Below are 22,158 nucleotides of genomic sequence, written 5' to 3'. Positions count from 1 at the left end.
GCGGCGCCTCGTCGCGCGGTCACGAGGTGACGAGAGGAGGGGTGGGGGCGCCGGCGGGGAGTGGTGGGGTGGGGGACAGTTTGGCGCGGAGCAGGGTGGCGTCGGGGTGGGAGAGGTTGTCCAGGATGCTCAGGGCCTGGCGCCAGGCGTGCTGGGCGGCGGCGGGGTCGCCCATGGCCTGGTAGGCGTCGCCGAGTCGGCTGAGAGTGCGGGTCTCGTAGTACATGCTGCCCGAGCGGCGGTACAGCTCCAGGGCCTGCCGGTAGCGGGTGACGGCCTCCTCGTAGTGGCCGAGTTGGTGATGGGCGTACCCGAGGCTGTCGCGGATGGTGGCCTTGCCGATCTGGTCGGGGAACTCCTCGCACAGTTCGAGGGACTTGTGGCAGTAGTACAGGGCGCGTTCGTGGTCGCCGAGCCGGGCGTGGCCCCAGCCGACGTTGTTGAGCGCGACGGCCTGGCCGGGACGATGGCCGGCGGCCGTGAACAGCTCCAGGGCCCGCTCGGCGTGGTGGAGCACCAGCTCGAAGCATCCCTGCTGGTCGCTCACCCAGGTGAGGCCCTGGTTGGCGTCGGCCTCGTAGGCGAGGTCGCCGAGACGGCCGAACAGGTCCACGGCCCGGCGCAGGTGGGTGTCGGCCTGGCCGATGTGGCCGAGCCCGGCGTGGACCAGGGCGAGACCACGGTGGCTATGGGCCTGCCCGGTGAGGTCGCCGCGGCGCACGGCGGCGTCGAGGACCCGGCGGTAGGTCGTCATCGCCTCGTTGAGCCAGCCGCCGCGCTGGTGGAAGAAGGTGGTGGTCAGGGTGCAGACGAGCTGCCAGGCGCGCGTGGGGAACCCGGCGTCGACGGCCTGGTCGATGGCCGCGAGGATGACGGGGTACTCGGCGGCGAACCAGTCGACGGCCTGCTGTTCGGTGAGTGCCTCGGGGACGACGCCGTCCAGGGCGGGGTCCAGAGGCATCGGCGGCTGCGAGGAGAAGCGGTGGCCCGCCGAGTGCGCGGTGTGCAGGTAGTGGTCGAGCAGGCGGTGCGTCGCGCCGCGCCGTTCGGCCTCCGGGTCGTGGGTGTGGGCCAGCTCGGTGGCGTAGACGCGCAGCAGGTCGTGCAGGGTGTAGCGCCCGGGGGTGTACTCGGTGACGAGTTGCGCGCGCGTGAGTTCGGCCAGCAGCGCGCGGGTGCGCCGTACCGGCAGGCCGGCCAGGCTGACCGCGACGCCGCCGGCGACGTACCGGCCGGGGTGCAGGCCGAGCAGCCGGGTCAGCCGGGCCGCGTCCGGGCTGAGGGTGCGGTACGACCAGGAGAAGGTGGTGCGCACGTTGCTCGCCGGGTCGCCGCCGTCGAAGGCGTCGAGGTCTCCGTGGGCCTCGCGCAGCTCGTCGGCGAGGGCGGCGAGCGGGAAGGTCGGGTTGGTGGCGGCGCGGGCGGCCACGATGGCGAGCGCGAGGGGGAGGCGGGCGCACAGGTCACCGATGCGGTCGACGGCGCGCGCCTCGGCGGCGACCCGGCCCGCGCCGAGGCGGCGCGCCATCAGCTCGCGGGACTCGGCGGCGGACAGCAGGTCGAGGCTGATCGGCTGGGCCCCTTCGACGGCGACGAGCCCGGCCATCTGGTCGCGGCTGGTGACCACCGTGAGGCATCCGGGGTCGCCGGGCAGCAGGGGCCGCACCTGGTCGGCGTCCCGCGCGTTGTCGAGCAGGACGAGCACGCGCTTGCCGGCGAGCAGGCTGCGGTAGAGGCTGAAGCGCGCGGCCTCGCCGGCGGGGATGCGCTGCCCGGACACTCCAAAAGCCTCCAGGAACCCGCAGACGGCCTCGGCCGGGCTCATCATCGAGCCCTTCGGGTCGAAGCCGCGAAGGTTCACATACAGCTGCCCGTCGGGGAAGCGGTCGCGGACGCGGTGCCCCCAGTGCACGGCGAGCGACGTCTTCCCCACGCCGGCGCCGCCGCCGATCGCGGCCACGACGGCGGTGGACGGCCCGCCGTCACGCGGCAGCAGCGCGTCGAGGCGGGCGATGGGGCCGGCGCGGCCGACGAACGAGGTGACGTCGGCGGGCAGTTGCCTGGGAGTGATGGCGCCGCGGGAACCGGGCGAATCGGCGCCGGCCCCCGGCAGGCCGGCGCCCAAGCCGGGTACGGCGCCCGAGCCGGGCAGGTCGGCGTCGCGGTCGCGGTGGCGCAGTAGCCGCAGCTGGGTGTCGCGGAGCAGCGCGCCGGGCTCGAGGCCGAGCTCGGAGGTGAGGCGCTCGCGGGCGGCGGCGTACACCTCCAGCGCTTCGGGAGTGCGCCCGCAGTGGTGCAGCGCCAGCATCAGCAGCGACTGGAGACGCTCCCTGAACGGGTTCTCCTCGGCGGCGCGGCGCAACTCGCCGACGGCGTGGATGTGCCACCCGGCTTCGAGCTGGGCGTGGAAATAGTCCTCCAGCGCGCTGAGCCGCCGCTCCCGCAACGCCGGGCCTTCGAGCGCCAGGAGCGGCTCGGTGACGCCGCCGAGCGCGGCGCCCTGCCACAATGCCAGCGCGGCGCGCAGCCGGTGGGCGGCGGAGTCGGCCTGGCCGGCGGCCAGCTCGGCGTGGGCCCCGGCGACGGCGTCGTCGAAGGCGTCGAGGTCGAGCTCCCCGGGGCGCATCTGCAGGAGGTAGCCGGGGCGGCGCCGGACGATCGCGTCACGGCCGATGATCTTGCGCAGGTCGGAGATGTGGACGTGGAGCTGCCCGCGGACGCTGGGCGGGGGGTCGTCGCCCCACACATGGTCGAACAGCCGCTCCTCGGCCACCACGCGGTTGGCGTTCAGCAGCAGGGCGGCCAGCACCGCCCGTTGTTTGGGACCGCCGAGACGCAGCGGCCCGTCCGGGCCGGACACCGTGACCGGCCCCAGCAGCTGATAGCGGAAACGCACCCGGTGAGCCCCTTCTTCGGCCTGCGCCAAGGCTACTGGGGTCACCTGGTCTCATGCGCGTCGTCGGCGCGAGACCTCCCGGCGGTAGCCTCCGGGGCTGTCGTCGTCGCGGACGGAGAACGCGTCGGAGATCATCTTGGCGGTCTCCGCGCGGCTCTCGTCGCTCACCGGCACGAACTCCGTCTGCCGGAGCAGTTTGCCCTGGTAGGCGGCGCAGGGCACCGGCTGGACGGCGAACAGCGGCATCCTGCGCGAGAGCTGGATCACTTCGTCGGTGCGACGGAAGCGCAGGTTGCCCAGGACGGGGCCGTGCCACCAGCCGGTCTCCAGGATGCCGTCCTGCACCTCGTAGGTGATGCTGCCGGGCAGGTTGGGCACGCCGCGCACCAGGAGGCTCCATTCGGGCGGTGTGACGGCCACCAGACCGGTCCAGATCTGCAGCAGGCCGGGCTCGGGAGGGGTGGAGAAGACCGGCAGCCCGAGGAAGGCGTCGTCGGTGGGCTCCGCGCCGGTCAGCCGGATCAGCGTCTGCGCGGCGATGTTGGTCAGCGGCATCCAGTCGTCCGCGTTCTCCATCAGCCAGTGGAACGCGGCGCCGTCCCACTTGATGTAGCAGTCCACCGGCGGGTACAGGTACCAGCCGTAGCCGGAGGCGGCGCGGAAGGGCTCGCAGTACGAGACGGCGCGGAAGGGCGGCGTTCCGAGCGCCGACGGGTCGGCGGCCGTCGGGGGGACGACGCCGTCGAAGCAGGCGCGGAACGAGAAGGACGTCATGGGGAGGGTGACCTTCACGAGACGGGAGGCCCTCCGGCCTCGGGATCTTGGGGTTCCCGGGGCCGGAGGACCCGTGGATCAGTGCTGCCCGGCGTCCGCGAAGGCGAGTTCCTTCGGGCTGCGGGGGGCGTTCCAGGTGATGCTCATGCGGATGGGGAGCGTCAGAGAGTCCCGCAGGATCCGGGTCTCGGCGCTGCGCGTGGACTTCGTGGAACCGTGTGTCATGGGCTTCTCCTCAGAAGGTCGTCCGGGTGGCGGAAACCTCCGGCCGGGCGGCCGGCCGGCGGGTCGAGACCGCGGTCCACGGCCCGGCTGGGGAACCGGGCCGTGGTGCGGGTTTCTGCCGGACGAGACCGTCGCCTCGGACCGGCCGGGGAAGGCGGGCCAGGTACGGGATCGTGATAACGAGACCGTCGCCTCGGACCGGCTGGGGAAGGCGGGCCTGGTACGGGATCGTGATGACGGGACCGTGGGCCTCGGACCGGCTGGGGAGGGCGGCCGGGGTCGCGGTTTCGCCGGGGCGTGGAGGCGGCCCGCGGCGGTGGGGTCCGCCTTCGGGGATGAGGGTTCCCGGCCCTGTGAGCGTGGGAGGGCCCAGGGCCGGGAACGTCTGCGTCAGCGCCCTTCGGCGCCCGTCACGGCGAGTTCCCTGGAGCTGCGGGGAGCATTCCAGACGATGCTCATGCGGATGGGGACGACCAGCGCGTCCCGCAGCACCTGGGTCTCGGAGTTCCGCTCGCCTGATGTCTGCCCGTTCGCCATTGGAACCTCCGGTGCGGTGGTGAGAACTTCCCGGCCATCGTGGCGCGGCGGTCTTCGAAAACGCTTCGGAAGATCTTCGGGGCGTCCCGGAGAGCGCCGAAGGCCTCGGACGGCCGGAGAACGGACGGACGGACGACGGTGGGCGTTGAAGCGGGGGGGCGGCGGGGTCAGGCGGGTTTGCGGGCGAACTGGTCGGTGGTGGTGATGAGGCGGTCGAGGATGGCCGGTTCGGAGTAGGCGTGGCCGGCCTCGGGGACCATGTGGAACTCGGCTTCGGGCCAGGCGCGGTGCAGGTCCCAGGCGGTCCTGGCCGGGGTGCACATGTCGTAGCGGCCCTGGACGATGACGCAGGGGATGTGCCTGATCTTGTCGACGTCGCGCAGCAGCTGCTCGTCCTCGAGGAAGCCGTTGTTGACGAAGTAGTGGCACTCGATGCGGGAGAAGGCCACCGCGTAGTCGTCCTCGCCGTGGGTGGCGATGATGTCCGGGTTCGGGCGCACGGTGATCGTGGAGCCTTCCCAGACGCTCCACGCGCGGGCGGCGGGCAGCCGTACGTCCGGGTCGGGGTCGTTGAGCCGGCGGTGGAAGGCGCCGATGAGGTCGCCGCGTTCGTCCTGCGGGATCGGCGCGATGTAGCTCTCCCACAGATCGGGGTAGACCAGCGAGGCGCCCTCCTGGTAGAACCACCGCAGTTCCAGGGGCCGGAGCGTGAAGATGCCGCGCAGCACGAGCTCGGTCACCCGGCCGGGGTGGGTCTGGGCGTAGGCGAGGGAGAGGGCGCTGCCCCACGAGCCGCCGAAGACCTGCCAGCGCTCGACGCCGAGATGCTCACGCAGGCGTTCCATGTCGGCGACCAAGTTCCATGTGGTGTTGTGCTCCAGAGACACGGCGGGGTCGCTCGCGTGCGGCAGGCTGCGCCCGCAGTTGCGCTGGTCGAACAGCACGATGCGGTAGGCCTCGGGGTCGAACTGGCGGCGGTGGTCGGGGGTGCAGCCACCACCCGGCCCTCCGTGCACCATGACCACGGGCCTGCCGTCGGGGTTGCCGCAGACCTCCCAGTAGACCTGGTCGCCGTCGCCGGCGTCGAGCATGCCGGAGTCGTAGGGCTCGAGCGGTGGATAGAGCGTCCTCATGACCAGCCATCTTGGCAGTGCGCCGCCCCGGACGCCGCACGGGCACGCCCACCCGGGAGCGCACGGCGAATGACTCACGCACCATCTTCGACCTGGTCGGACGCCCGTGCGGCGACTCGGACGTGGACCACATCCGCCTTGTCGTGGATCCGGTGGACCGGCGGCGGGTGATCTGATCGGGCGTCCGCACCGTGCTGGAGGGGCCGGTCCGCCGCTTCGGGGAGGCCTGTCAACGGCCGGTGCGGGGCCTGTGGATTTATACGATATTTCCCCCCATTGGCCCTCTTTGCCGTCGCTTATCACCCACAAATCGATTTAGCAGCATAAACCGCCACATGGCCTCGCCTCCGGTTCTCGGGAGGTATCGAGACCGGGGGCGAGGCCATGTGAGGCAGGACGGAAACGGCCAGGCGTGCCTCCCCGGGGAAGCCCCCCGGCCTGGCCGGGATGGCGGGGAGGGCGCCTGTCTTCCGTCCTTGGGCTCGCACCGGCCGAGCAGGAGGGGGTTGCCCGAGGCGGTGCGGGGCCTTCCAGGGTGGCTTCGTGTAGGTCGCCCGCCGCGAGGGCGACCGTGGATGATCCCGCTTCAGGTGCGACCGGCGCGGCACCTCGTTCCACCGCCGTGCCCTTGTGGTGGCACGGCGTCCGGCACACGGGCCCCTTTCGCGCGGGCGAGCCGGGGACATCTCGCGCCCTCGCTCCGTGAGCTGGAGTGGAACGTGTCAGGCCGTGCCCGCGGACGGGCGCGGCCGGCGCCGGGGGCACCGTCGCGGGATCGCGCATCTCGGTCCCGCCCGGGGTGGCGGGCAGGCCGCGCGGCCCGCCCGGCATGACGGACGGATGAAGGCGAACTCGCCGGCCCCGGCGGAGCACGCCGCGAACGCCAAGGTGAACCCGGGCACGAAAGCGATCATTCCCCTCATTCGCATGGTGGTCTTCTCGCCCTCCATTCCGGTTCACACCAATCCAGCACCGCGTGCCATTACTCCCAGCGAGCGGCATCGCTATCGGTATAGTCGGCCATGGGTTGTCCAGCGAGGGTTTGCCCCACTGGACAAACAACACGCACGGGGAGCGCAGGTATGGGACGTCCGGAACGCGAGCTCGATCCGGACAAGGATCTGCTGCACGCCTTCGCCTTCGAACTGCGGCGATTACGCGAGGCCGCAGGACGGCCGAGCTACCGGCGGTTGTCCGGCCAGGCGAACTTCTCGGTGACGGCACTGTCGGAGGCCGCCGGCGGCAACGTCCTGCCGAGCCTGCCGGTGACCCTCGCCTACGTCCGGGCCTGCGGCGGCGACGTCCAGGAGTGGGAGGAGCGCTGGCGCAAGCTCGCCGACGAGCTGGCCCGGCGCGAGGACGACCAGCCCGCCCGCCCCGCCGACGACGCTCCCTACCGTGGGCTCGCGGCCTTCGGCCCCGAGCACGCCGACCTGTTCTTCGGGCGCGAACGGCTGGTGGCGGACCTGTGCGCGCGGCTCGCCGCCTCGCCGCTGCTGGCGGTCTTCGGGGCTTCGGGGGCGGGGAAGTCCTCGCTGCTGCGCGCCGGGCTGCTGCCGGCCGTCGCCGCCGGGGGCGTGGCCGGCGGTGAACACTGGCCGGTCGTCGCGCTGACGCCCGGCGAGCACCCGCTGGAGGCGCTCCGCCTGCGCCTGGCGGCCCCGACCGCCACCCCCGCCGCCCTGCCGTCCGCCGTGGCGCGGATGCTCGGCGAGCGGCCGGAGCAGGCCCGCCTGCTGCTGGTGGTCGACCAGTTCGAGGAGGTCTTCACCCTCTGCCGGGACGAGCGGGAGCGCGCGGAGTTCGTCGCGCTGGTGGTCGCCATGAGCGGCGAGCCCAGGGCGCGGGTCGTGCTCGGCGTGCGCGCCGACTTCTACGCCCACTGCGCCGGCCACGCCGACCTGGTGGCCGCCATGCGCGACCGTCAGGTGCTGGTCGGCCCGATGGAGGAGGAGGACCTGCGGCGGGCCATCACCGGGCCCGCCGAGCGGGTGGGCGGCAAGGTGGCCCCCGAGCTGGTCGACATCATGGTCACCGAGGTGGGCGAGCAGTCCGGCGCGCTGCCCCTGATCTCGCACACGCTGCTGGAGACCTGGCGGCGGCGGCGCGGCTCCTCGCTGACCGTGACCGGCTACCGGGCGGCGGGCGGGGTGCGCGGGGCGATCGCGATGACGGCCGAGCGGGTCTACGGCGAGCTGCCGGACGAGCGGCGGCACCTGGTGCGGCGGGTGATGCTGCGTCTGATCGCCCCCGGCGACGGAACCGAGGACACCCGGCGGCGGGCCCGACGCGCGGAGCTGGTGAGCGGCCCGGACAGCGCCGCGGTGGCGGCCGTGCTGGACCGGCTGATCGAGGGGCGGCTGGTGACCGCCGGCCAGGACAGCGTGACCATCGCCCACGAGGCGCTGATCCGGACCTGGCCGCGGCTGCGCTCCTGGCTGGCCGAGGACCGCGAGCTGCTGCGCGCCCACCGCAAGCTGACCGAGGCGGCCGCGGAATGGGACCAGCACGGCCGCGACGCGGCGTTCCTGTACCGGGGGGCGCGGCTCGCGCACTGGGACGGCCGGTCGCTGGAGGGGCTCAACGACCTCGAACGCGACTTCCTCGCGGCGGGCCGGCGGCAGCAGGCCGGCGAGCGCGGCGCGGTCCGGCGGCGGGTCGTCCTGGCGCTGAGCGGCCTGACCTGCGCCGTCATCGCGGTGAGCGTGCTGGCGGCCATGGCGCTCATGCAGGCTGGGGAGATCAGCACCCAGCGCGACGTCGCGGTGTCGCGGCAGCTCGCGGCCGAGTCGCGCACGCAGTCGCAGTTCGACCCGGAGGGGGCGCTGCGGCAGGCGCGGCGGGCGTACGCGGTCCGTCCCACCGGCGAGGCGGAGACCGCGCTGCGCCAGGCGCTGGTCGACGACCGCATGCTGATGTCGCTGCCCGGCCTCACCGGCCGGCAGATGGGGGTGGCCTGGAGCGCCAGGGGCGCCCACGTGGCGGCGACCGCCTCGGACGGCACGGTGCGCGTGTGGTCGTGCGACCCCCGCACCGGGCTGCCGTCCGGCGTCCCGCTCGTGCTGACCGGGCACCAGGGCGACGTGCACAGCCCCGCTTTCAGCCCGGACGGGCGCCGGCTCGCCACTGCGGGCTCGGACGGCACGGTGCGGGTGTGGTCGCTGGACGGCTCCGCCCCGCCGGTCGTGCTGACCGGCCACCACAAGACGGTGTGGAATGTGGCGTTCAGCCCGGACGGGCGGCGGGTCGCCAGCACCGGCGAGGACGGCACCGTGCGCGTCCAGGACTCCGGCGGCGCGGGCGGGGCGGTGGTGCTGCGCGGGCACGAGGGTCCGGTGGAGGGCGTCGCCTTCAGCCCGGACGGCCACCGCCTGGCCACCGGCGGCCACGACCGCACGGTGCGCCTGTGGGACCTCGGCACGGGGAAGGCCACGGCGGTGCTGCGCGGCCACGACGGCGCGGTCAAGACCGTGCGGTTCAGCCCGGACGGCACGCGGGTGGCCAGCGCCGGCGCCGGTGTCGACGGCACGGCGCGCGTCTGGCCGGCCGGCGGGCACGGCGGCCCGGTGGTGCTCCGCGGCCATGACGGCACGGTGGAGGGCCTGGACTTCAGCCCCGACGGCCACTGGCTCGCGACCACCAGCGACGACTCCACCGTGCGGGTGTGGAGCTCGGACGGCGGCGGCCATCCGCTGGTGCTGCGCGGCCACCAGCGGGTGGTGTGGAGCGTGGCGTTCAGCCCGGACGGGGCGCGGCTGGTCTCCGGCGGCGAGGACGGCACGGTGCGGGTCTGGTCGCTGCGCGACGGTTCGACGATTCTGCGCGGTCACCGTGGCGCCGTGTGGTCGGCGGCCTTCCTGCCCGGCGGGCGGCGGATCGTCAGCGGGGGCGAGGACGGCGAGGTCGGCCTCTGGGATCTGTCGACCGGGCGGCGGCGGGTGCTCGGCAACGGCCACCACGGTGAGGTGCCCGGCGGCGGCCACGGTGAGGTGCTCGGCGTCACCGCCGCTCCCGACGGCCGGCACGTGGCGAGCGCGGGCCGGGACGGCACCGTGCGCATATGGGATCTGGACGGAGCCGCGCCGCCGGTCGTCCTGCGCGGGCACAGCGGCGTGGTGTGGACGGTGTCCTTCAGCCCGGACATGCGCCGCGTCGCCACCGCCGGCATCGACGGCACTCTGCGCGTCTGGTCCGCCGACGGCTCGGGCCCGGCCCTGGTCCGCAAGGCCGACGAGGGCCAGATCCGGTTCGCGGCGTTCAGCCCGGACGGGCGCCACATCGCCACGGGCGGGCAAGACGGCACTGTGCGGGTGTGGGACACCACCGGCGAGGCCCCGCCCGTGGTGCTGCGCGGCCATCAGGGGCTGGTCTGGTCGGTGGCGTTCAGCCCGGACGGCCGCCGCGTGGCGAGCGCCGGCAGCGACGGCACCGTCCGGGTCTGGCCGGCGGACGGGCGGGGCACGCCGCTGGTGCACCGGGCCCACCAGGGCATGGTGTGGTACGTGGCGTTCAGCGCCGACGGCCGCTGGGTGGCCTCGGCCGGGCACGACGCCACAGTGCGCGTGTGGCGGTCGGACACGGCCGGCCAGCCGCTGACCTTCTCCGGGTTCGGCGCGAGCGTCGAGAGCGTCTCGTTCGCCGAGGACGGCCGGCGGATGCTCACCACGCACGACGACGGAACCGTGCGCGTGTGGAACTGTGACGCGTGCGCGCCGACCGGCGGCCTGCTGCGCCAGGTGGACCGCGTGCTCGCCGGTCCCGCCGGCCGGTAGACCGGCTCCGTGACCATGGACCGGCCGGAAGAACGCGGACCTCGGCCATGAACAGCGAGACCCGTCTGCGGCCCAGAGCCCGGATGGGAGAACCTCGCGCCGCTCGCGCGCATCTAATGCCGTGTCGTGCCGGCGGGGCGACGCGGAGACAGGGGGGCGGCACATGGCGGGAAGGCTGAGCCCGGACGATCCGGAGCGCCTGGGCGGCTACTGGCTGGCGGGACGGCTGGGCGCCGGCGGCCAGGGCGTGGTCTACGAGGCCTACGACGAGGAGGGCCGCCGGGTCGCGCTCAAGGTGGTGCACGGCGGCGCGGCCGGCGACCCGGAGCTCCGGGACCGTTTCGGCCGGGAGGCCTCGGCGGCGCGGCGAGTGGCCTCGTTCTGCACGGCCCGGGTGATCGCCGCCGAGCTGGACGGCGAGCGGCCGTTCATCGTCAGCGAGTACGTGGAGGGGCCGAGCCTGCGCCGCGCGGTGCAGGACGGACGCGCCTTCACCGGCGACGACCTGCACCGCCTGGGCACGGCCGTCGCGACCGCGCTGGCGGCCGTCCACGAGGCCGGAGTGGTCCACCGCGACCTCAAGCCCGACAACGTGCTGCTCGGCCCGGACGGGCCGCGTGTGATCGACTTCGGCATCGCCCGGACGCTGGAGATGTCGCTGACCACGACCGGGCTGGTGGCCGGCACCCCGACGTACATGGCCCCCGAGGTGTTCACCGGGCAGCGCGCGGGGGCCCCCGCCGACGTGTTCGCCTGGGGCGGCGTCATGCTGTTCGCCGCCACCGGCGAGGACCCGTTCAAGGCCGAGAGCCTGGGCGGGGTCATGCACCGGGTGCTGTCGGTGGACCCCGACCTGGACGTCCTGCCCGCCTCCCTGCGCCCGCTGGTCGCAGCGGCCCTGCGCAAGGAGCCCCAGGACCGTCCCACCGCGACCGACCTGCTGCTCGGCCTGATCAGCGGCGGGGAGGGCGCCGGCACGGCCCGGCTGCTGGAGCGGGGCAGCGCGGCGGCGGGACGGGTCGGCCCGGCGCAGGCGCGCGACCCCGCCCTCGGCACGCTCGCCGAGGACGCCTACGGCATGCTCTCCCCGGCCGAGCGCGACCTGGCGCCGGAGGTCTTCCTGCGCATGGTGGCGATCGGCCCGGACGGGGAGCCGGTCACCCGCCCGGCGCGGGCCGACGAACTGCCGGCGGGCGCCGAGAACGTGCTGCGCGTGTTCGCCTACGTGCTCTCGCACCAGGACGGAGAGGTGCGGCTCGTCCGCCCGGCGCTGCTGGGCGCGTGGCCGAGGCTGCGTTCCTGGGTGCGGGACGAGCACGAGGGCCTGCCGGTCCACGCCGGCATCCTCGCGCAGGCGCGGCAGTGGGACGAGCACGGCCGCCGCGACGGCGACGTGCTGCAGGGCGGCCGCCTCGACGCCGCCGTGCGGTGGGCCGCCACCGGGCGCCGCCGGCTCACCCTCAACCCGCTCGAACGCGACTTCCTGGACGCCTCGGCCGCGCTGACCCGCCGGCGCGCGCGCCGCCGCCGCCTGCTCACCGCGGCGCTGGCCGTCCTGCTCGTCGTGTCGCTCGCGGCCGGGGGCCTCGCGGTCTACCAGGGCGCCCGCGTCGCCGAGCAGCGCGACCAGATCACCGCGCAACGCGACCGGGCCAAGGGCCGCGAGCTGGCCTACCTGTCCGGTACCCTGCGCACCGCCGACCCGGCCGCCGCGATGCTGCTGAGCGTCGCCGCCTACCGCCTGGACGGCGGCGCCGAGGCCCGTTCCAGCCTGATGTCCTCCCTCTACCAGCCGGAAACGGCCGTATTCACCGAACCGCCCGTGCGTGACTCTCCGTCCAGGGCGCTGAGCGGGGACGGGCGGCTGATGGTCAGCGTGTCGCCGGGCGAGATCCGCCTCTACGACCTGGCGCGGGGCCTTCTGATCAGGCGCGTCCCCACACCGGCGACGCGCGGGCTGGACGTGCGGGAGGTCGCGCTGAGCTCGGACGGGCGGCTGGTGGCGATCTCCACAGCGGACGTCCTCATCGTGTGGGACCTGCGGGCCGGCAGGGAGCGCGGCCGGTTGCGGCTGCCGGGCGGGTCACTGTGGACCCGGGTGGCGTTCGGGACCGGCGGGTCCACGCTCACCCTCGTGGACGACGACAGCGAGCCTTATGTCTGGGATCTCGCGACGGACCGCACCTACGGCCGCCACCACTGGAGGGGCTCAGGCCCGGTCGTGTCGGCCAAGGCGCACCTGGCGGCGCTGGTCGCCACGGAGAACGGCCTGAGGGCCTACCGGCTGCCGGGCGGCACGGAGGACCGGCGCTTCCGCGAGGCCTGCCCGAGCGACACCGGTGTGGCGGCCTTCAGCGCGGACGGCGCGACCCTGGCGTGTGCCGGGTGGACGGTCAGGCTGGTCACCACGGGTACCGGCAAGCGCATCCCCTATCACGAGGACGAGGACTGGCGCTGGCCCGAGGGCGGGGCGCTGGCCGGCGGCGGGAGCCTCGGGCTGCGGTTCAGCCCCGACGGGCGGCTCCTGCTCGGGTTCGCCGACCGCGACATCACGGTGTGGCGGGTGGCCGACCAGCGGCGGATCTTCTCCTACCGGGCCGACGGCGAGGTCGACAACGCGAGCCTGGGCTCCGACGGCCGCACCCTGCGCTTCCTGATGGACGGCACGGTCGTCACCCTCGACGTCCGGCCGCGCGTCACCACGACCGGCCCCGGAGGGAAGGTCTTCAAGACGGGCCTGAGCCCGGACGCCCGGTGGATGTCCGCCGAGCTCTCCGACTCCACCCCGATCCGGCTGTGGGACGTGCGGCGGCGCCGGTACGCCGGGGTGTTTCCCGGCACGGCCGATTCCGGCGTGCCCGCCGATTTCGACCCCCGAGGCCGGACGGCGGTCACCGTCACCGGCGGCACGCTGCGCGCCTTCGACATCCCGTCGCTCACACCGCTGTGGAGCCACAGGCTCCCCTCCGGATTCGACTCGGTGGGCGGCGTCTTCAGCCAGGACGGCGCGACCTACGCCGCGGTCCTCACCGCCCTCAACGGGTCGGCCGAGTTCCCCCTGCCGGAATGGGACGCCCGCACGGGGCGGCTGATCAGGACGCTGCGACCGGCCACCGGCCCGGGCGCGATCGCCTTCACCCCCGATGGGCGCACGATCGCCACGTCCGCGGGGCGGCTCCTCGACGCCGTCTCCGGCGCACAGGTGGGCCCGCCGTTCAACAGCGCGCCGTCGCTGGGCGTGCTCGCGGTCAGCCCGGCGGGCGGGCTGCTCGCCTCGGGCGGCGGCGCGGGGCGCGTGGCGCTGTACGACACGCGGACGAGGTCGGCGGTGCCGCCGGTGCTGCGCGGGGTGGCCGAGCCCATCGCGCTCATGTCCTTCTCCCCGGACGGGCGGCTGCTGGCCACGGTGAGCGAGTCCAGGACGGTGCAGTTGTGGGACGTGGACGCCAAGCGGCGGATCGGCGTGCCGGTCAAACTGTTCGGCGACTTCGCCATGAGCATGGCGTTCGACCCGGACGGTTCGGCCCTGACGATCTCCGACCAGAGCGGCACGCTCTACCGGCTGCCCGCCGGGGCCGGGGCGGCCGCGACGGCGGTGTGCGCGCGGGCCGGCCGCACCCTCACCCGCGCGGAGTGGACCCGCTACCTCCCCGGCATCCCCTACCGGGACGTCTGCCGCTCCTGACCGTACTGTGCTCCCGCCAGGGCCTCACTCGACGGCGGGGTCGTCGGCGGGAAGAGTGAAAAGGCGGACATAGACCGGCCGGGCGCCCGGCGGCGCGGTCTCGGGGCGGTGGGTGTGCGCCTTGAGCAGGGTGATGTACGCCTCGTAGAACCGCGCGAAGTCCTCTTTGGTCATCCATCCGAAGCCTCGTGATCCGGTGGCCCATTCGGGGTCGCGCGCGTGGACCTCGGGGAAGCGCTCGAACAGCAGGCGGTCCTCCTCCATGCCCAGCCGGTGGAACTCGGCCAGGACGGGACGGTCCTCGGGGGCGAGCCGGTCGGGTGTGGGGAGCCGGATGTCCCCCCGGCCTCCGGCGGTGCGCCACCAGCGCTCACGGCCCGTCGAACGCTCCGGGATCTCCTCGATGAAGCCGTACTTCTCCAGCTGGCGCAGGTGGTAGCTGGTAGTGCCGGTCTTGGCGCCGAGCAGCTCGCCCAGCGTGGTGGAGGTCGCCGGGCCGTACATGTTGAGGTGGCGCAGCATGCGGCGCCGCATGGGATGGGCCAGGGCCTTCAGCCGCGCGGGGTCGTCGAGCAGGAACGGCTCGTCATCCTTCATGAGGAGCAGCCTAATACCGCAGAAGGATATCTGCAGATGCTCCTTTGCCGAGAACTCTCTGCAGAGTAGGTTCGGCGATATGACATCAAGCATCCTCGCGGCCGCCGCGACCGCGCTCCGCCTGCTCGCCATCCCCGCCGTCGCCGCCCCCTCCCTCGCCATCCCCGCCGTCACCATCCCCGCCGTCACCATCCCCTCCCTCGCCGTCACCGTCCCCTCCCTCGCGGTCCCCGCCACCGCCCACGCCGTCGCCGGCCCCTCCCTCGCCGTCACCGTCCCCTCCCTCGCGGTCCCCGCCACCGCCCACGCCGTCGCCGGCCCCTCCCTCGCCGGGGCGCGTGCCGTTCCGCACGGCCTCGTCGAGCCGTGGCCCGCGGTCCCCCCGGACCTGGCGGCGCGGGAGGTCTCGTTCCGGGGCGCCGGGGGCCTTGAGATGCACGGCACGGTGCTCTCCCCCGCCGCCGCCGGGCCGGGGCGCCGGGGCATCGTCCTGGTGCACGGCGCCGGATCCGGAACGCCGCGCACGAAGCTCATGGAGGAGGCCGTCCAGTTCGCCCGCAGGGGCCTGTCGGTCCTGGTATACGACAAGCGGTCGGTGGGCTACTCGCTGTTCCGCCGGTCGTACTCCCAGCTGGCCGACGACGCGCTCGGCGCGGTGGCGGCGCTTCGCTCCCAGCCGGGCGTCGACCCGGCGAAGGTCGGCATCTGGGGGCTCAGCGAGGGCGGCTGGGTCGCGCCGCTGGCCGCCTCCCGGTCCGCGGACGTCGCGTTCGTCGTGCTGGTCGGCGCCAACGCGCTGCAGCCGCTGCGCCAGCAGACGTGGGCGGTGGCGGCCGGGCTGCGCAAAGCGGGCGTGTCGGGCTCGCTCGTCGACCGGACCGAGCCGAACCTGTACCGGGCGATCAGCGACGGCGGCATGTTCCCCGAGCCGTACTACGACCCGGCCCCCGTTCTGGCCTCGCTCCGTCAGCCGGTCCTGGCCATCTGGGGCACCTACGACCTGCTGACGCCGCCCCGGGAGACTCCCCCGCTGCTCGCCAAGGCGCTGGAGAGCGGCGGCAACCGGCGCTACACCTTCCGTTTCTTCGGAGAAGCCGACCACGCCGCGCACCGGACCCCGGACGGCGGCGTCACCCGCCTGCCCGAGCTCGCCCCCGGCTACGCCGACCTGGTCGGGTCCTGGACCGCCGCCGCCATCGCGGGAAAGGCGCCGCTCACGAGCGTCTCCGGACCCACGCCCGTACAGGCCTCACCGACCGTGACCGTCGATCCGCCGGCGTGGTGGGAGTCGGCGAACGCCCAGGCCGCCGCCCTCGCCTTGATGCTGGTCGCGTTCACGGCCTACCCGGCGACCACGGTGGTGCGGCGCCTGCGGGGCCGTGCGCGCCCCGCGGCGAGCCGGGCCGCGCGGCTGCTCAGCGCGGGCGGACTCACCTCGGTCGCCGGCTCCTTCGGCTACGTGTTCTACCTGGTCATGACCGGAGGCAAACTGGCCACCACGGGACCGGTGGCGGCGGGGCGGCCGCTGATCTGGCTCGTGCTGCAGGCTCTGGCGGTGACCACGGCGGCCGCGACCGCCGTGGTCGCGTCGGGCCTGCTCCACGGCCGGGCGCCCCGCGCCGGCGACCAGGCCACCGGAGACCTCCCCCACCTCGGGGGACGTCCCGGCCGGGGCGAGCGGGTCCGGCTCGGGCTGCTGCTGGCGGGCGGGGTCGTGTTCCTGCCCTGGGCCCTCTACTGGGGCCTGCTGCTCCCGTGACCGAAGGCCCCGCCCGCCTCCCGGGCTCAGCCGGTCCGGGAGTCCGCGCCGCCGGCGCCGCCGACGCCGCCGACGCCGTCCGCGTTGCCCGCGTCGTCGAGGTCGAGGAGGTCGACGTCGGCGTGGGGTTCGCCGCCGGACAGAGTGGGATAGCCGGGGCCGCGGTCGAAGAAGGGGACCGCCGGGGCGGCGCGCAGTTCCGCCCGCAGCGCCTCGGTGGCGGCGGCGTCCACGCGTGGCTGGTCCGCCGGGCCGTCCAGGACGACGCCGTAGTCGGCGCGGGCGCCCTCGGGCGACACCTTGCCGTCGCGGACGTCGGCGGCCACCACCTCGGGGTCGCGGTCGTAGGGCGAGCCCCAGCCGCCGCCCCCGGTGGTGCGCACCCGGACGATCTCGCCGGCCCTGACCGGGAAGTCGTCCACGAGCCCCTCCATCTCCCGGCCGCCGACGGTGACCAGGAAGGGGCGGCCCGCCCTGCCGCCGTTGACGCCCCAGCAGGCCAGGATGGACCGGTCGGCGATGGACATGAACGAGGCGTCGCGCAGCATCCGGATGTGCTTGTCGTAGCCGAGGCCGCCCCGGTACAGGCCGGGGCCGCCGGAGTCGCGGGCGAGGCCGAGCCGTTCGACCCTGAACGGCCAGCGCGCCTCGGCGAACTCCACGGGGATGTTGCGCGAGTCGGGGACGATGTGGATGGTGTCCTCGCCGTCGGCGTACCAGCGTCCGCCGGAGCCGCCGCCGAGCACCTCGCGCATCAGGTACGGCCGGCCCTCCTCGTCCTCCCCGTACACGCCGGTGTAGCGGATGGTCTCCTGGTCGGCGGGCATGCGGCCGCCGGTGGCCTTGGCCAGCGCGCCCGCGAGCACGCCGAGCAGGCGCAGGATGACGAACGTGCGCGCGTTGGTCGGGGCGGGGAAGACCGGGGTGAGCAGGGTGCCCTTGCCGGGGAACCTCATCTCGATGAGCGGCACGACGCCCTCGTTGACGTCCAGCTCGGCCATGCGCTCGGGGGTGTCGGCGAGATTGCGCAGGATGGGAGCCAGCCACTTGATCAGGAAGACGCCGCCCGCGTAGTCGCCGGCATGGTTGATCGGGCCCTTGGCCTGCGGCGAGGTGCCGGTGAAGTCGATCACCAGCGGCCGCTCCGCCGAGTGGTCGACGGTGAGCGTGATGCGCTGGGCGTGCAGCCGGGGCTCCTCGACGCCGTCGTGCTCGGCGTAGTCCTCCCAGACGTGCACACCTTCGGGGATCTTGGACAGCAGCTCGCGCCGGAAGGTCTCGGTGGTCTTGGCGATGATCGCGTCGAAGCATCCCTCGACGGCGGCCCGGCCGTACCGGGCGAACAGCTCGGCCAGCCGGCGGGCCCCCATCAGGCAGGCCGAGCACTCGGCGTCCAGGTCACCGGCCAGCGAGTCGGGCATGCGGGAGTTGCGGGTCATGATGGTCAGGGCGGCCCTGTTGGGCACGCCGCGGTCCCACAGCTTGATCGGCGGGACCATCAGCCCCTCCTCGAAGGCGCTGCGGGCCCGCGAGGGCATCGACCCGGGCACGGCGCCGCCGATGTCGTCGTGGTGGCCGAACGCCTGCACGAACGCCACCACCTCGCCGTCGTGGAACACCGGGACGGTGACGCACAGGTCGGGCAGGTGGCCGATGCCTCCTTCCGACAGGTAGACGTCGTTGTGGAAGAACACGTCGCCGGGGTTCATCTCGGCGATCGGGAAGTCGCGCACGATCGGCTGGACGAGCGCCGAGTAGGAGCGGCCGGTCAGCTTGCGCAGCCGCGCGTCGTGGATGCCCGCGCGGAAGTCGTGCGCGTCGCGGATCATCGGTGAGCGGGCCGTGCGGGCGATGGCCGTCTCGACCTCCATCTCGACCGAGGCGAGGGTCCCCTCGACGATCTCCACCAGCACCGGGTCGACCTCGCTCACGCGTCCGCTCCCTTCACGAGCTCCGCGGCCGGCCCGCCGGCCGTCACCTGGTCCTGAGACCGGCTCGCGGACCGCACGACGAGGTTTCCGTGGGCGTCGACCTCGGCGGTGAAGCCGGGATGCAGCGGCAGGGTGGAGCCGTACTCCTCGATCACCGCGGGGCCGGTGACGACGTCGCCGCGGCGCAGGTCGCCCCGCTGGTGGACGGGCGCCGTCCACCAGCCGTCCCGCCGGTCGTCCGGTCTGTCGTCCCGCCGGTCGTCCGGTCTGTCGTTCGGTCTGTCGTCCCGCCGCCCGCCCCGTGGGCCGGGCGGGGCCGGGTCCTCCTCGAAGTAGACCCTGCGGTGGCCGGGAGGCGGCGGTGGCGCGCCGTCCGCCGGGATCGGCAGCTCGGGCAGGGCGGGGCGGGTGATGGGACCGATGCCCGAGACGCGCAGGTTGACCCATTCGACGGCGTGCCGGGGGTCGTCGCGGTACCCGTACCCGTACAGCTTGTGGTGGGCCTCGTGGAAGCGGCCGAGCACCTCGGCCCGCCACGCCTCGTCCAGCGGGCCGGACGGCGCGGGCACCCGCACCTCGTACGCCTGCCCGAAGTAGCGCAGGTCGGCGCTGCGCGCGTAGATGTGCCGGTCGCCGGCGAAACCCTCGCGCCGCAGCGCGTCCGCCGCCTGCGCCTCCAGGTCGCCGAAGACGTCCCGCGCCGCCTCCGGCGACAGCTCGCGCGTCACGTGCGTGCGCACGTAGTCGTTCTTGACGTCCACCGTGAGCAGGCCGAACGCCGAGACGTTGCCGGGGTCGACGGGCACGACCACCGCCGGCAGGGACAGGATGTCGATGAGGCGGCAGACCAGCAGCGGCCCCGACCCGCCGAAGGCCACCATCGGGAAGTCGCGCACGTCCAGGCCGCGCTTGACCGTGATCTGCCGGATGGCGTTGGACTGGTTGAACGCGCTGATCTCCAGGATGCCGACGGCCGTGCGCTCCGGGGATAGGCCGAGCTTGCCGGCCAGCGCCTCGACGGCGGCGCCGGCCGCGGCGGCGTCCAGCGGGATCTCGCCGCCGAGCAGGTGGGGCGGCACGCGGCCGAGGTACACGTGGGCGTCGGTGACGGTCACCTCGGTGCCGCCCTTGCCGTAGCAGACCGGGCCGGGGTCGGCCCCGGCGGACCTCGGCCCGACCTTCAGCGTGCCCTCCGGGGAGATCCACGCGATCGAGCCGCCGCCCGCGCCGACGGTCACGATGTCGATCATCGGGATCTTGCACGGGTAGCGGCCGACGGAGCCCTCGGTGGTGAGGGACGGCTCGCCGTCGACGACGACGGCGACGTCGGTGGAGGTGCCGCCGCCGTCCAGCGTGATGGCCGAACGGCGGCCGGCGGTGCCCGCGATGAGGGCGGCGCCCAGCGCGCCCGCGGCCGGCCCGGACAGCACCGTGGTGATCGGCTGGTGCACCACCTCGGCCGCCGACAGCACCCCGCCGTTGCTCTTCATCACCGAGAACGGCATGCCGAGGCGCGAGGACAGGTTGGCGATGTAGCGGCGCATGGTGGGTTTGACGGCCGCGTCGACCAGGGTCGTCACCGAGCGCTCGTACTCGCGGTACTCGCGCAGGACGTCGCTGGACAGGGAGACCACCGCGTCCGGGTGCTCGCGCTCCAGCACGGCCCGCATGGCGCGTTCGTGCCCGGGGTCGGCGTAGGAGTGCAGGAAGCAGACGCCGACGGCGGTGACGCCCCGCGCCCGGAACCACCGTGCCACCTCGACGGCCTGCGCCTCGTCGAACGGCCGCACCTCCCGGCCGAGATGGTCCAGCCGCCCGCCGACGGTCCTGACCCGGTGTACCGGCACGATGCGGGGCGGCTTGACCCAGAAGTAGGAGTTGCCGTACCCGTCCGGGACGCTCTGCCGGGCGATCTCCAGGATGAACTCGAAGCCCTCGGTGGTGACGAAGCCGAGGTCGACCGGGCGGTCCTCGAGGAGCTGGTTGGTCGCGACGGTGGTGCCGTGCACGATGCCGGCGACGTCGGCGAGGAGCCGTCCGGCGAGGATCTTGTGCACGCCGTTCATGAACCCCTCCGCCGGATCGGCCGGCGTGGAAGGGGTCTTGGTCGTGGTGATCTCGCCGGTCTGCTCGTCCACCATGACCACGTCGGTGAACGTGCCCCCGGTGTCGACGCCGATACGGACATTGCGCATGCTCTCAGTGTCTACTGAACCGTTCCCGCCTCGGGAATCAGCGAGATCCGCCAAGAAATCGCCCATCCATCGGCAGCTTCCGCCGTCCATACGCCCCGGCCGCCCTCCTCACGCCACCAGACCGGAACCCGCGGAACGTCGTCCGCGAACCTCGCGGCGCACCCGGCCGGAACCCGTGGTGAGCCGGTCGGGACCCGCGGCGCGCCGGGCCTTGAAACCCGCGGGCACCATGGTGGAACCCGCGGGACGTGGCGGCGGTAGGAAGGGCATGGAGCGACGCGACTTCCTGAGGCTCACGGGCGGTCTGACCGGCACGGCACTGCTCACGTCGTGCACCGGCGGCCCCGGTGGCACCCCCGCCTCCCCCGTTTCCGCACCCCGGCCCATGGCCGCGGCCACGCCGCCGGCCGCGCGGCACATCGTCTACGCCGACGTCTCGGCGCGCCTGGCGGCCTTCGACGCCGGGACCGGGACGACGCTGTTCACCGCCGACCGGCCGGTGCCCTCGGCGGACTGGCGGCGCCTGTACACCGTCTCCCCCGCCGGAGACCTGGTGACGCTGGACGCCCTGACCGGCGAGGCGACCGCTCGTACCTCCGTTCCACGGGGCCTGATCCCGCGCGTGGTGTCCTCGCTGGAGAACGCTGTGGCCCTGACGCCCCCTCCCCCGGCCACCCCCTACGGCCGGCCGGGGCGCACCAGGACCAGCGTGGTGGTCGTCGCGCCGGACGGAGGGCGCAAGCCCAGGACCGTCCGCCTGAAGGGCAATTTCCAGCCCGACGGGTTCACCGCCGTCGGCGACGGCCTGTTCCTCCTGCAGTATCTGCCCGCCGCCGCGCCCGAGAGCTACAAGGTGAAGGTCTACGACCTGGAGCACAAGGCGCTGTGGCCGCTGTCCACCCGCGACAAGAAGCCGGTGCCCGAGGACGCGGAGGAGACCATGCGCGGCGACGGGCGCGCCGCCGTGCTCGACCCCGTCCAGCAGCGGCTCTACACCCTCTACACCCACCAGCCCGACCACCTGCACACCCGTGACCTGCTGGCCGGGCGCGGCACCGGGGTGCACGCGTTCGTCCACGTGCTCGACCTCAACCAGCGGTGGGCGTACTGCCTGGACCTGCCCGAGCCGTTCGGCCGGGCCCCGGCCGCCGGACACACCCTCACCCTTTCCGCGGGCTCGCTGTACGTGTACGAGGACGGCCAAGGAACGCTCGTGCGGGCGAGCACCGAGTCGCTCACCATCGTCGACACCGCGACGATCGGCGCGTCCCCCGCCAAGGGCTCCTCGGCGGCGTCGGCCTCGGCGGGCACGACGGCCGCGTCGGTCTTCGCCTCCTCCGAGGGCTTCGTGTACCTGGCCGCCGGGCCGTCCCTGCGGGCCGTCGACCCGCACTCGCTGGCCGTGCGGCGCGAGTGGCGCCTGCCCTCGCCCGCGCGCGGCGCCGTGGTCACGCCCGGCGGGGACGGGGTCTACGTGGGCGTCACCGACGGCGTCCTGCGTTTCGACGGCGGGAAAGGAGGAAACGGCGGCGGTCCCGCGGCCCGGCTGTCCATCCCCGGCCTCACCCTCCTCCGCCACGCGGCGCCCGCCACCACCTGACCACCCCCACCGACGCCACCGGTCGGCCGGCCGCCTGACCCCCGCCAGGCGGCC

12 protein-coding genes are annotated in these 22,158 nt (G+C 74.2%); 4 read left to right on the top strand and 8 right to left on the bottom strand.

The window, feature by feature from the left end:
* Positions 1–19: 19 nt before the first annotated feature.
* The 5 genes from ABZT47_RS11440 to pip all read right to left on the bottom strand — a co-directional run bounded on the left by ABZT47_RS11440 (position 20) and on the right by pip (position 5,565).
* Complete coding sequence (locus ABZT47_RS11440; RefSeq protein WP_354839112.1) at positions 20–2,896, bottom strand: BTAD domain-containing putative transcriptional regulator; 2,877 nt, start codon at positions 2,894–2,896, stop codon at positions 20–22.
* Positions 2,897–2,947: 51 nt separating this feature from the next.
* Positions 2,948–3,670, bottom strand: a complete 723-nt coding sequence (locus ABZT47_RS11435; RefSeq protein WP_354839109.1) for a hypothetical protein — start codon at positions 3,668–3,670, stop codon at positions 2,948–2,950.
* Between the two features lie 78 nt (positions 3,671–3,748).
* The gene (locus tag ABZT47_RS11430) at positions 3,749–3,895 is read right to left on the bottom strand and encodes a hypothetical protein (RefSeq protein WP_354839106.1); all 147 of its coding nucleotides are present in this window, start codon (positions 3,893–3,895) and stop codon (positions 3,749–3,751) included.
* 390 nt (positions 3,896–4,285) lie between these two features.
* Positions 4,286–4,432, bottom strand: a complete 147-nt coding sequence (locus ABZT47_RS11425; protein ID WP_354839103.1) for a hypothetical protein — start codon at positions 4,430–4,432, stop codon at positions 4,286–4,288.
* 167 nt (positions 4,433–4,599) lie between these two features.
* A complete protein-coding gene (pip, locus tag ABZT47_RS11420; RefSeq protein WP_354839100.1) occupies positions 4,600–5,565 on the bottom strand; it encodes a prolyl aminopeptidase in 966 nt (321 codons plus the stop codon).
* A gap of 1,082 nt (positions 5,566–6,647) precedes the next feature.
* Here pip and ABZT47_RS11415 point away from each other — a divergent pair.
* Complete coding sequence (locus ABZT47_RS11415) at positions 6,648–10,337, top strand: hypothetical protein (protein WP_354839097.1); 3,690 nt, start codon at positions 6,648–6,650, stop codon at positions 10,335–10,337.
* Positions 10,338–10,500: 163 nt separating this feature from the next.
* Entirely contained in the window at positions 10,501–14,022 is a 3,522-nt protein-coding gene (locus ABZT47_RS11410) for a serine/threonine-protein kinase (protein WP_354839094.1), read from the top strand.
* Positions 14,023–14,046: 24 nt separating this feature from the next.
* Here the strand turns inward: ABZT47_RS11410 and ABZT47_RS11405 are convergent, their stop codons facing one another.
* On the bottom strand, positions 14,047–14,619 hold the full coding sequence (locus tag ABZT47_RS11405; RefSeq protein WP_354839091.1) for a helix-turn-helix domain-containing protein: 573 nt from the start codon (positions 14,617–14,619) through the stop codon (positions 14,047–14,049).
* Positions 14,620–14,698: 79 nt separating this feature from the next.
* Between ABZT47_RS11405 and ABZT47_RS11400 the strand changes: the two genes are divergently transcribed.
* On the top strand, positions 14,699–16,378 hold the full coding sequence (locus tag ABZT47_RS11400) for a prolyl oligopeptidase family serine peptidase (protein ID WP_354839088.1): 1,680 nt from the start codon (positions 14,699–14,701) through the stop codon (positions 16,376–16,378).
* A 26-nt stretch (positions 16,379–16,404) separates the two neighbouring features.
* Here ABZT47_RS11400 and ABZT47_RS11395 read toward each other — a convergent pair whose 3' ends face one another.
* Both ABZT47_RS11395 and ABZT47_RS11390 read right to left on the bottom strand, forming a co-directional pair.
* Positions 16,405–18,309 carry a hydantoinase B/oxoprolinase family protein gene (locus ABZT47_RS11395; RefSeq protein WP_354839085.1) on the bottom strand — a complete coding sequence of 635 codons (1,905 nt, stop codon included), beginning with the start codon at positions 18,307–18,309 and terminating at the stop codon, positions 16,405–16,407.
* A complete protein-coding gene (locus ABZT47_RS11390) occupies positions 18,306–20,504 on the bottom strand; it encodes a hydantoinase/oxoprolinase family protein (RefSeq protein ID WP_354839082.1) in 2,199 nt (732 codons plus the stop codon). Before ABZT47_RS11390 ends, ABZT47_RS11395 begins: the two co-directional genes overlap by 4 nt.
* 268 nt (positions 20,505–20,772) lie before the next feature.
* Here ABZT47_RS11390 and ABZT47_RS11385 point away from each other — a divergent pair, with 268 nt between their 5' ends.
* Positions 20,773–22,104: a hypothetical protein gene (locus ABZT47_RS11385; protein WP_354839079.1), complete on the top strand. Its 1,332-nt coding sequence runs from the start codon at positions 20,773–20,775 to the stop codon at positions 22,102–22,104.
* Positions 22,105–22,158 lie beyond the last annotated feature (54 nt).

It is taken from the genome of Sphaerisporangium sp. NPDC005289 (assembly GCF_040607455.1).
Lineage (GTDB): Bacteria > Actinomycetota > Actinomycetes > Streptosporangiales > Streptosporangiaceae > Sphaerisporangium > Sphaerisporangium rhizosphaerae.
The sequence above is the reverse complement of the archived record's forward strand: the minus strand, read 5'-3'. Positions and strand labels throughout refer to the sequence as shown.